The sequence below is a fragment of the Carnobacterium sp. genome, assembly GCF_049673005.1.
In the GTDB taxonomy this organism is placed as follows: Bacteria; Bacillota; Bacilli; order Lactobacillales; family Carnobacteriaceae; genus Carnobacterium_A.
This window is the reverse complement of the sequence record NZ_JBATXB010000038.1, coordinates 1-11542: the sequence shown is the minus strand read 5'-3', so window position 1 is coordinate 11542 and position 11542 is coordinate 1. Positions and strand designations below refer to the sequence as shown.

Annotated in this window: 9 protein-coding genes; 8 read left to right on the top strand and 1 reads right to left on the bottom strand. The window is 33.3% G+C overall.

Translation table 11 applies throughout. From position 1 onward, the window contains the following. Nucleotides 1-1542 (bottom strand): protein O-GlcNAcase (locus WBF61_RS03895; protein WP_424254082.1); only part of this gene is annotated, 1542 nt, incomplete at its 3' end. Nucleotides 1543-1823: 281 nt separating this feature from the next. On the opposite strand from WBF61_RS03895, the gene WBF61_RS03890 reads away from it, so the two are divergent. The 8 genes from WBF61_RS03890 to WBF61_RS03855 form a co-directional block, all read left to right on the top strand. Further along, on the top strand, nucleotides 1824-2930 hold the full coding sequence (locus WBF61_RS03890) for a diguanylate cyclase (protein WP_424254080.1): 1107 nt from the start codon (nucleotides 1824-1826) through the stop codon (nucleotides 2928-2930). Between the two features lie 249 nt (nucleotides 2931-3179). Then, nucleotides 3180-4226 (top strand): PTS sugar transporter subunit IIC, encoded by a 1047-nt coding sequence (locus WBF61_RS03885; protein WP_424254078.1) that lies wholly within the window; start codon nucleotides 3180-3182, stop codon nucleotides 4224-4226. Between the two features lie 33 nt (nucleotides 4227-4259). Beyond that, a complete protein-coding gene (locus WBF61_RS03880; protein ID WP_424254076.1) occupies nucleotides 4260-5186 on the top strand; it encodes a 2-dehydropantoate 2-reductase in 927 nt (308 codons plus the stop codon). Between the two features lie 297 nt (nucleotides 5187-5483). Beyond that, nucleotides 5484-6119: a CBS domain-containing protein gene (locus tag WBF61_RS03875; RefSeq protein ID WP_424254074.1), complete on the top strand. Its 636-nt coding sequence runs from the start codon at nucleotides 5484-5486 to the stop codon at nucleotides 6117-6119. A gap of 9 nt (nucleotides 6120-6128) precedes the next feature. Continuing rightward, nucleotides 6129-6959: a pyruvate, water dikinase regulatory protein gene (locus tag WBF61_RS03870; RefSeq protein ID WP_424254072.1), complete on the top strand. Its 831-nt coding sequence runs from the start codon at nucleotides 6129-6131 to the stop codon at nucleotides 6957-6959. Between the two features lie 77 nt (nucleotides 6960-7036). Beyond that, the gene (gene ppdK, locus WBF61_RS03865) at nucleotides 7037-9676 is read left to right on the top strand and encodes a pyruvate, phosphate dikinase (RefSeq protein ID WP_424254070.1); all 2640 of its coding nucleotides are present in this window, start codon (nucleotides 7037-7039) and stop codon (nucleotides 9674-9676) included. 219 nt (nucleotides 9677-9895) lie between these two features. Then, a complete protein-coding gene (locus WBF61_RS03860) occupies nucleotides 9896-11092 on the top strand; it encodes a CapA family protein (RefSeq protein WP_424254068.1) in 1197 nt (398 codons plus the stop codon). Between the two features lie 22 nt (nucleotides 11093-11114). Next, nucleotides 11115-11542 (top strand): LURP-one-related/scramblase family protein (locus tag WBF61_RS03855; protein WP_424254066.1); only part of this gene is annotated, 428 nt, incomplete at its 3' end.

The following is an 11542-nucleotide window of genomic DNA, read 5'->3' as shown; positions in this document are numbered from 1 at the left end:
CTTTTTTATACTATCCCAGTAAGTTAAGTCCTGCTCTACACGTTTTAACCAAGGACCAATAGTAGATTGAAAGTCATCATTTTTTACTTCTGCAAGTTTTCGACTCGCTGTTAGTAGCTGTTCTAATTGTGCTGTGATAAAAGGAATATCTTTATTCCAAATGGCTTGTTTTTGTTCAAAAGTCAGGACTGCTCGAGTGTATTTATTCGGATTAAAGGCAGTAAATAGTTTTAAGGCGCTTAAATAATCAGTCGGTAAGTAAGCCGCCAATGTTTTATTCCAACTATCAGCAAGTTTATAACTGCTAGAGTCCCATAAAAATTGACTCATAGTTTGTATTGTTAATTTAGATAACTCCCATTGGGGCATAGGATTAGAAACAATGCCTAAAACATGATACTTTTCTTGGCTTAGCAGTGGCGAACGGTTTTCATAAGGACTCAAAAAAAGAAGTTCGTAGTCTTTTTGATAATCGTTTACAGGAATATTATCCCAAATAATCATTGGCCGATTATAAATATGAGCCATTTTTCTAATATCAGCAGTTGTAATTTGAGAGGCTAGAGTAGAAGGACCTGTCCAAAATAAAGGAATCCCAATAGGCATTTTTGCACTCAAAATCTCAAGATAAGCCGAATCGTGGGAATTATCGTATTCTGTGGGACAAACAACTAAGCTATAGTCTTCTAATTCGTTTTTCAAAAAGGTGTCAACTTGGGTAATGAGATAAGCATGGGCACTAGCAGCTGAAGAGAATTTCTTCTTTGCATTTCCTTTTAACGAGTAATCAATATCATCTAATAGCAATCCGAAGTGTCTGATACCGCTATCAATTAATTGTTTGAGTTTACTAGTTAAAACCCTAATGTCTTTTACTTGAGTATAATCAATATCATTTCCAGGGCTAATCATGTAATAAAAGTGAATCATTTCTTTTTCAGCAATTTGCACTAACTGTTCGAATTTAGCTAATTCACTATCTGGATAGAGAGTACGCCACAGAGTTCTTTGGTACAGATCGTCTTTTGGAGCATACATGTACGTATTCATTCGATTATTTCCAAGATAATGCAAAACATCCAATCGACCTGACTGTTTCCATGGAGTACCGTAAAAGCCTTCAATGATTCCCCTAACCTGAAAAGACGGCTCATGAGCAAGGGATACGATTAAACAAGCGGTACCATTAGTGGTTTTCTCTATGACCAATGACAAAACTTCAGAAGCATATCGAAAACCACGCAAATTTTTTGTTTTAATAGTAATATGGTTTCTTTTCGATACTGTAAAATAAAAACTATCAGGTTTAAGGTTGCGGTCAAATTCATGGGAGAGTGTCATATCGGGTTGACCTAAATAATCTGTACCGACTAGTTCAAAAAGAGGACTACTTAAGTGTTCATTAAAAACATCTTGAAAAGACTCGAAATGAAAAAATTTCCCTGAAAATAGGATTGTGATTTTAGTTTTTTGGAAAAAGAGATACTCGCCTTTTGTGTAGAACTCTTGATAAGTAGAAAATTTTTGTGCTAGTTTTTCCATCTTTATTTCCTCCTACAAAATAAATTTAAGTAAATACGACAAAAAATCATGATAGCTTTGTCTCATCTTCATTTTACTATGAATAAGAATGATTAATAGAAACAAACTATAGTGAAATGAGCACGAATTCCAGCTTGTCGGCTAACTGTGACTACTTTTCTACAGTTTTTAAAAGTAGTCGTAACGATTAAATAACTGTAGTATAATGGAAACGATAACACTTTTTAAAAGTAGGTTCTTTCAAGAAGTAAATAAAAAAAATAAAATGAGGAGATGAGTCAATGTTAACAGTTTATGAGGGTTTTTTTCTGAATCTATGTGTATTGATTTCTTCTCTATTTCTTTATAAACAGCTATTTAGAAAAAGCTACGAAGAATACCATACTACATGTATGTCCCTTTTTAGAGGCTTTCTTGCGGGCTTTCTAGGCGTTGTATTGATGAATTTTAGTATTTCAACAGGTGTGAATTCAATCATTGATTTGCGTATTATTCCATTAATGTTAGTGGTTTTATATAGCGATTGGATATCCGCTTCAGTAACGGCTACGATGATTATTATTACAAGATTTATGATTGGCGTAAATAGTCAATCCTTTTCAAATGTAATCTTTATTTTAGTTTCATGGGCAGTCTTCCATTACTTTACTAAAAGAATAAGAAATCGCTGGGTATGTATCGCTGTTATGCTTGGATTAAGTAGTTTGACGTACACACTATTAGTGATATTTATTCCATCGACAAAGAGCTTGAATATTTCATTGTTAATCAATTATTGGGTTGTGAGTATTTTAGGTGGGATGATTTCTGTTTATATGATGGATTATTTAACCAAAAGTGAGCAATTATTTAGACAAAATAAAAACTTCGCATTCACTGATCCATTAACAGGTTTGAACAATGTTCGAAGTTTTGATATCGCTTTTAATAAAGCGAAAAGACGACAAATAACAACGAACGAAAGTATTTCCATAATGCTTTTGGATATTGATTTTTTTAAACAAGTAAATGATACATATGGTCACTTAGAGGGTGATGTAGTATTAAAAAAACTAGCAGCTATTTTAAAATCTAGTCAAGGACCCGAAGACGTTGTTTCTAGAAATGGTGGAGAAGAATTTTCAGTATTAATTCATGATTGCACCCTTAAAGAGGCGAATAAAAGAGCCGAAGCAATGCGTAAAATAGTTGAAAATTCATTTTTTGTGATAAACAATGGAACAAAGTCTATTCATATTACTGTTTCTATTGGATTTACAACATATAATGATACAACTAAAGAAATCGATCAACTTTATGATAACGCCGATCAAGCTCTTTATGCAGCTAAAAAAAGTGGGAGAAATAGAGTTTGTTTCTATTCACAATCTTCATCACTAGTTAACTAAACGCAAGGATATAGAAACCCTATGAGAATAGGGTTTTTTTTGTAGTCAAATTTGATTACTAGAGAAAGTTATTAAAATACTATGAGAATAATGATAATGAAAACGGATAACTATCGATTTTATAAAAAAAAAATTGACTTTTATGAAGCACGTGATAAACTAAACAAGTCGTCAATCATTGTGAATTGAATCACAGTTGTGATGTAGGCTAGTTACTATTAATCGGAATTCGAAAGGTTGAGTTTAACAATGGAAGAAAAAAGTACATATACAGGAAAAGATTATTTAAACAAAGTTTTGGGCGGAACAGCGTCAGGTATTGTTATTGGGTTAATTGCAAATGCTATATTAGGATCAATTTTTAAATCACTCATACCTTATGGATCTATATTTGAATTATTAGCAAACGTAGTAATGATTATGCAATTTATCACACCGGCAATTATTGGTGTTCTAGTAGCACTACAGTTTAAATTAAATGGAATGGAAAGTGTAGTTATAGGTGCAGCAGCCTTTTTAGGATCAGGTGCTTATAAAGTTACTGAAACAGGAGTGCAATTAGTCGGAATCGGGGATTTAATTAACGTTATGCTGATTTCTGCTATCGCCGTTTTTGTAACGCGCTTTTTGCAAGGTAAATTAGGATCTTTAACGTTAATCTTAATGCCCATTATTGTTAGTGTAGGAGTAGGAACGTTAGGTTTAATCATGCTACCGTATGTTGGTTTAATTACTTCTTCAATCGGAGCATTAATCAACAGCTTTACTTCTTTACAACCCTTACTGATGACTCTTTTAATTTCTATTGCGTTTTCTATTATCATTATTTCACCTATCTCTACTGTTGCAATCGGTATTGCAATTGGTGTTACAGGATTAGGAGCTGGAGCAGCAGCGGTAGGCATTACAGCATGTACAGCAATTTTAGTCATTGGTTCTTTAAGAATTAACAAAACAGGGACGACATTAGCCATATTGTTAGGGGCAATGAAAATGATGATACCTAACTTAATTAAATACCCTAAAATCGTAATTCCAGTTGTTATGAATGCTTTCATTTCAGGAATTGGTGTTTATCTTTTGACTATCCAGGGTACACCACAATCAGCTGGTTTTGGAATTGTTGGTTTAGTTGGACCAATTCAATCTTTTAATATGGGAACTAGTTTAGTGAGTGTTCTTTTAGCGTACTTTGTGATACCTTTTGTGGGTGGATACTTTATTGACTTACTTTGTAACAAGGTATTTCATATTTACGAACACGATATCTTTAAATTTATACCAGCTTCAAATTAAAAAAATAAATGAATAAATGGAGGAACAATAAAAATGAAAATAGCAATTGCAGGTTCTGGAGCTTTAGGTTGTGGATTTGGTTACATGATGCAAAAAAATGGAAACGACGTTACGTTGATGGATTTTTGGGAAGATCATATTCATGCTATTAAAGAAAATGGATTAACGGTGACAGTTAATGGGGAGGAAGACACTATCGTTATCCCTATAGGAAAACCGTCTGAAATTAAAGAAACATTTGATGCAGTATTTATTTTCACTAAATCAATGGGTCTACGTCATATGTTAGAAGAAATTAAACATGTTTTAACAGAGGACACTAAAGTTATCTGTTTGTTAAATGGTTTAGGACATGCTAAAACAATTTCTGAATACATTCCTGAAAAAAATATTATTATGGGTACAACGGTTTGGACAGGTGGTTTAGATGCGCCTGGGAAAACACATTTCATGGGTCAAGGTCCAGTTGAAGTTCAAAATGCTGATGCAAATGAAAAAGAAGGTACACTTCAAGTTGTTAAGATGATGGCTGATAGTGGCTTAAATGGCGTATACAGCCAGGATGTTCATTTTACAACATGGAGAAAAGCTTGTGTTAATGGAACAATGAATGCTTTGTGTTCTTTATTAGATTGCAACATTAAAGAATTATTCGAGACATCTGAAATCGATGGGTTGCTAGAAGGAATAGTTAAAGAATTTTCACTAGTAGCTGAAACTGAAGGAGCTCATTTAGACGTAGAAGAAACAATCGGCTATTTAAAAGCTACGGCAGAAAAAGTTGGCGCACATTACCCTTCTATGCATCAAGATTTAAAAAATAGACGTTTAACAGAAATTGATTTCTTAAATGGTACTGTAGCAAAAGAAGCACAAGAAAAAGGTTTAGAGGCTCCATATAGCAAATTGATTACTCAATTGGTTCATGCTAAAGAGGATATATTAGGTATTAAACGCTAAGATAATTAGCTAAATACTATGTTTTTAACCTGAATTTTTAAACAAAATTAAATTATTCAGTCTTATTTATACGTAAAATTAGGGAGTAAGGGTTTAGGGCAGATTATGCAGCCTAAACCTTTATTTTTTTTAGTTGTAAGTAAAAGTAAGTAGAAAGTAGATAAATAAGAAAAAACGACTAAATAGTGGTAGTTATTTGTTACGTTATTAATTAAACAGTGCGATATTTAGTTGACAATCTTTTTAATGTGACGTACTATATGTTTTGTATGATGCATTAAAGGGAGGAGTCAAACAATGGATTTAAGCGAACGACAAAAAGAAATTATCGAAATAGTAAAAGAAAATGAGCCAATTTCGGGAGAAAAGATAGCATCTTTAATAGGATTCTCACGTTCGACTTTAAGATCAGATTTATCACTCTTGACGTTAAGCGAACTATTAATTGCAAAACCTAAAGTGGGTTATTTTTACAATGCACACAGAGTAGAACCATTTATAATAAAAGATTTAAAAGAAACACAAGTAGAGAATGTTATGAGTGTTCCGGTAATAGTTCATTCTAAAACGTCTATCCAAGACACGATTATAAAAATGTTTCTAGAAGATGTAGGCTCAGTCTATATTACAGAACAAAATCATCTTGTAGGCCTAGTCTCTAGGAAAGACCTGTTGAAGACAGTAATTGGTAAAATGAATATAGAAGAGATGCCAGTTAGTATGGCAATGACAAGGGTGCCGAATGTCGCTTATGTATTTAGTAACGATTCAGTTGAGGCTGCTACCAAGAAATTATTAGAGCACGAAGTTGATAGTCTTCCAGTCATAGCGTTTGACGATGGAAAAGGATCAAAACAGTTAAAAATAGTTGGGAAATTTTCTAAAACACTAATCAGTCGCTTGTTTTTAAATATTATAAAAAATGATAATTAGGAGGATTATATGAAACCTGTAGCAATTTATCTTATTTCTGATTCAATAGGAGAAACAGGCGAACAAGTCATACACTCTATCCTTTCTCAATATTCTTTAGAAGTAGAGGAAGTAAAGAAATTTACACACATCGTTACTAAACAAGCCTTAGAAGAAAGTCTTAATACGATTAATAAAGAAGAAAATGCCGTTGTCTTTTATACATTGGTTCAAGAAGAATTAAGACAGTACTTAAAGGGTTTTTCAGATGGAAAATCAATTTATTTAGTTGATATTTTAGGGAGTGGATTAACGGCTATTGAGAAAGCAACGTCTTTAAAATCAATAGGAGAACCGGGTATTATAAGAAAAATGGATAAAGAGTATTTTAATAGAATTGAAGCCATTGAGTTTTCTGTTCGATATGATGACGGAAAAGACCCAAGAGGGATATTAAAGGCAGATTTAGTGATTCTAGGAATATCACGGACCTCTAAAACACCTCTATCTATGTACTTAGCAAATAAAAATATTCGTGTGGCAAATGTTCCACTATTTCCTGAATCTGAGCCACCAAAAGAAATTTATCAAATTTCACCTACTAAAGTTATTGGGTTAACCAATACACCTGAAAAATTAAATAGTATTAGAAAAGAGCGGTTAAAAAATTTAGGATTGCCGCAAAATTCCAGCTATGCAGAGATGAACCGTATTTTAGAAGAATTGGATTATGCTGAAAAAATTATGAAGAAAATTGGCTGTTTAATTATAGATGTCTCTGATAACGCGATAGAAGAAACAGCAAATCTAATTACTGAATATATAAAAAAAACTGATTCACAGTTATTTAATGTGAACTAGAAACTAAAAAAATGACCGAATCGATTAATGGAATAAATTTATTAAAAAATAAATATAAAAAGAGAGAGGTTAGAAAAATGACTGAAAAATACGTTTACAGCTTTAATGAAGGAAATAAAGAACTAAAGGACCTACTTGGTAGTAAGGGAGCAAACTTAGCTGAAATGACGAAAATGCTACTTCCTGTACCACCAGGATTTACATTAACTACAGAAAGTTGTAAACGCTTTTTTTCTGAAAAACAGTCTATCTGGAATGGTTTAGATAAAGAGATTAATGCTCACCTAAAACAATTAGAACAATTAACCGGGAAAAAATTTTCAGATATGGAAAACCCTCTACTTTTGTCTGTTCGATCAGGTGCAAGTCATTCTATGCCAGGTATGATGGATACAATCTTAAATTTGGGGTTAAATGATCAATCTGTAGTTGGATTATCTAACGCCACATCTAATGAACGTTTTGCTTACGATAGTTATCGTCGCTTCATACAGATGTTTTCAGACGTTGTTATGGAGATTCCTAAAGTACGTTTTGAGTCTATAATAGAAAAAGTTAAAAAAATAAAAGAAATTGAATTAGATAAAGATCTTGATGGAGATGATTTAAAAAGTATTGTAAAAAAATACAAAGAAATTTATTTACAAGAAACAAAAAATGAATTTCCTCAAGATCCTATGGAGCAGTTAAGGTTAGCTATTAAAGCAGTTTTTGCCTCATGGAATAATCCTAGAGCGATATTTTACAGAGAAATGCATAACATATCAAAACTAAATGGAACCGCTGTCAATATTCAATCAATGGTATTTGGGAATAAAGGAGAATCTTCTGGTACGGGGGTAGTTTTTACTAGGGATCCTGGAACGGGCGATAAAAAGTTATTTGGCGAATTTTTATTAAATGCACAAGGTGAAGATGTTGTGGCTGGTATTCGTACACCAAATGATATAGTAGAATTAAATATTTTGATGCCTGAAATTTATCATCAAATAAAAGAAATAGCTAAAAATCTTGAAAAGCATTATAAAGATATGCAAGATATTGAATTTACTATCGAGGACGGCACACTCTTTTTATTGCAGACAAGAAACGGGAAAAGAACCGCTCTCTCGGCCATTGCTATTGCAGTTGATTTACACAAAGATGGAGTAATCACTAAAGAAGAAGCCTTGATGAGAATAAAACCTCAACAAATAGAGCAATTGTTGCATTCGAATTTCGATGAGAATGCAATCATTCAAGCAACAAGTATAGCTAAAGGACTTGCGGCTTCGCCTGGAGCAGCTTCAGGAAGAATCTGTTTTACTGCAGAATCAGTAGAAGAAGCATATAAAAAGGGAATAAAAACAATTTTAGTCAGACAAGAAACATCTCCCGAAGATATTTCTGGAATGGTAAAAGCAGAAGGAATTTTAACGGCTAGAGGAGGGATGACCTCTCATGCTGCAGTAGTGGCTCGAGGAATGGGGAAATGCTGTGTTGCTGGTTGTTCACAAGTGAAAATTCATGAAGAGGAAAAAACTGTTAAATACAAAGACGGCGTGTTACATGAGGGAGATTTTATTTCCTTAGATGGAACGACAGGAATTGTTTATCTTGATGAGATAGAAAAAACTAAGCCAACTTTAGGAGAGACCTTTAGAGAATTAATGGATTGGATTGATGAAATAAAAACGATGTCTGTTCGAGCTAACGCTGACACGCCAGAAGATGCGAAGCAAGCATTAGAATTTGGTGCAGAAGGAATTGGACTGATTAGAACAGAGCATATGTTTTTTAAAGAAAATCGAGTTTCTTCCGTTAGAAGAATGATATTATCTAGCACAGCTGAAGAACGAGCAAAAGCATTGAATGAATTACTGCCTATGCAAAAAAATGATTTTTATCAAATTTATGATGTTATGGGGGAGCTTCCTGTAACCATTCGTCTGTTAGATCCTCCCTTGCATGAATTTATGCCTGTCAAAGAAGAGGAAATTCGCGAGTTAGCTAAAACAATGTCATTGAGTCTTGAGGAATTAAACGGACGTATAACTGAATTACATGAAGTAAACCCTATGTTGGGTCATCGAGGTGTTCGATTAGGAATAACTTATCCTGAAATTAGTAGAATGCAAGTAAGAGCAATCATGGAGGCTGCTATAGAGCAACAGGTAAATAAAAATAACGAGGTTGAACCAGAGATTATGATCCCTTTAATTAGTGACGTAAAAGAATTAATCTATATTAAAGCGGAAATAGAAGATGAAATTAAAAAAGTATTCACTGAGAAAAGAAAAACAATCAGTTATCATATTGGAACAATGATTGAAGTTCCGCGAGCAACACTTACAGCTGACAAAATTGCAGAAGAAGCAGATTTCTTTAGTTTTGGAACCAATGATTTAACTCAAATGGGATTTGGTTTTTCGAGAGATGATTCTGGAAATTTTATTTCTGACTATATGGACAAAAACATTTTAGAAAAAGGTCCTTTTGATACAATCGACCAAGAAGGTATCGGACAGCTAGTGAAATTAGCTGTTGAAAAAGGACGTCAAATTAAACCGAACTTCAAAATAGGTGTTTGTGGCGAGCATGGCGGAGATCGCGCATCTATTGAGTTTTTCCAAAAGTTAGGATTAAATTATGTATCTTGTTCACCTTTTCGTGTACCCATTGCTCGTCTGGCAGCTGCTCAAGCAGCTATAAGATACCCATCATCTAAAATAAAATAGGAAAAGTAGTTTTCAATATCAGAACGATAGCTGTTTAAAGAGAAAGACAGGTTAGGCTAAAAAAAGTCTAACCTGCTTTCTATTATTAAACAACAACAGCGTTACATATAGAAAGACCGATTATTAGTTACAGTTTTAAGCGGATTCTAGTACAATAGAGCTTAGAAGATGAAAAAGACTAAGGAGTTACTTATTTTATATAAAATAGGGGGACTAAGAGTGAAGAAAATTGGGCTGCTATTATCACTAATGATTTTAGGAGGATGTACAAATAATATTTTTGAGAATGAAGCGATTGAATCGTCATTAATAAACGAAACAAATTCATTATCATCGACTAAACTATCTAGTTCACAAGATAATTCTAGTCAGGAAAAGAAGGTATCTTTTGTTGGAGTGGGAGACAATTTAATTCATGATGTCATTTTCGATGAAGCACAATTGAGTGATGGCTCTTTTGATTTTAAACCAATGTTTGAAAACGTGGCGGATGAAATCCAACAGGCAGATTTAGCTTTCATCAATCAAGAAACATTAATTGGCGGAGATAAATTTGGTTTTTCTGGTTATCCTGCATTTAATACACCTAGTGATATGGCAGATGATTTAAATGAGTTAGGTTTTGACTTGGTAAATGGAGCTTCGAACCATTCGTTGGATAAAGGAAAACAGGGTGTTTTAAATACGTTGGATATTTGGGATAAACAAGAAAAGATGATTTTTACAGGAGTATTTTCTTCTCAAGAAAAGCGTGATGCAATTCCTGTAATCGAAAGAAATGGAGTGGAATTTTCATTTCTTGCGTATACTTATGGTACAAATGGAATTGAACCAGATGTTTCTTATCGCTTAAATTATTTTGATAAAGATTTAATTACTCAAGATATAGAAATGGCAAAAAAAGTGAGTGATTTTGTTATCGTATCGGCTCATTGGGGTGACGAACATATGCTTGAACCTAATACATACCAAAAAGAATATGCTCAGCTCTTCGCAGATTTAGCAGTAGACGTCGTTGTGGGTACACATCCACATGTGATTCAACCGGTTGAATGGGTAGAAGGTAAGAACGGTAATCAAACACTAGTCGTTTACTCTTTAGGAAACTTCTTATCGGCTATGTCAACTGGCACAGAAAATAATATGTTAGGTGGAATGATTTCTCTAGATTTTGTAATAGATGCAGAAGAAAAGGGCATCGAAAATGTTAAGTGGAATCCTACCGTTATGCATTATGTTGGCAATCATGAGAATTATGCGGAGTCAAGGGAGCAGTTTAGGATTTATAAACTAAGTGAGTATACAAAAAATCTTGCAAACCAGCACGTACTTAACGGATACAAAGGGAATCAGGTATCCAAAGCATCTTTATTGGAGACAACAGAAAAAATTATTGATACTGAATTTCTAAAATAAGTTAAAAAGAAAGGTGATAAGGATGAATTATTATATCAAACAAAAACTTTTTTCTTGGAACGATAAATTTAGTGTTAAAAATAGCCAAGAGCAAGACGTTTATTTAGTCGAAGGTGAATTTTTATCATGGGGTAAGAAACTACATGTGAGAGATAGTAGTGGAAAAGAAGTTTTATATATCGAGCAACAGCTATTTAAATTTTTACCTAGCTATTCACTATATATCAATGGTAAAGAACTAGCTAAAGTAAGCAAAGAATTCACATTTTTCAAACCACGATACTCTATTATAGGACCAAATTGGCAAGTTGAAGGATCTATTTGGGAACATGATTACCAAATAATGAGCAATCAAAAAGTAATTGCAGCTATCTCAAAAGAATGGCTAACGTGGGGAGACTCTTATGCTTTAGATATTAAAGATGAAGAACATGCTGTATTAGCTTTAGG

Excerpts from the sequence above, each read along its gene's own strand:
- WBF61_RS03890 (WP_424254080.1), top strand. The coding sequence starts at position 1,824 with ATGTTAACAGTTTATGAGGGTTTTTTTCTGAATCTATGTGTATTGATT.
- WBF61_RS03885 (WP_424254078.1), top strand. The coding sequence starts at position 3,180 with ATGGAAGAAAAAAGTACATATACAGGAAAAGATTATTTAAACAAAGTT.
- WBF61_RS03880 (WP_424254076.1), top strand. The coding sequence starts at position 4,260 with ATGAAAATAGCAATTGCAGGTTCTGGAGCTTTAGGTTGTGGATTTGGT.
- WBF61_RS03875 (WP_424254074.1), top strand. The coding sequence starts at position 5,484 with ATGGATTTAAGCGAACGACAAAAAGAAATTATCGAAATAGTAAAAGAA.
- WBF61_RS03870 (WP_424254072.1), top strand. The coding sequence starts at position 6,129 with ATGAAACCTGTAGCAATTTATCTTATTTCTGATTCAATAGGAGAAACA.
- ppdK (WP_424254070.1), top strand. The coding sequence starts at position 7,037 with ATGACTGAAAAATACGTTTACAGCTTTAATGAAGGAAATAAAGAACTA.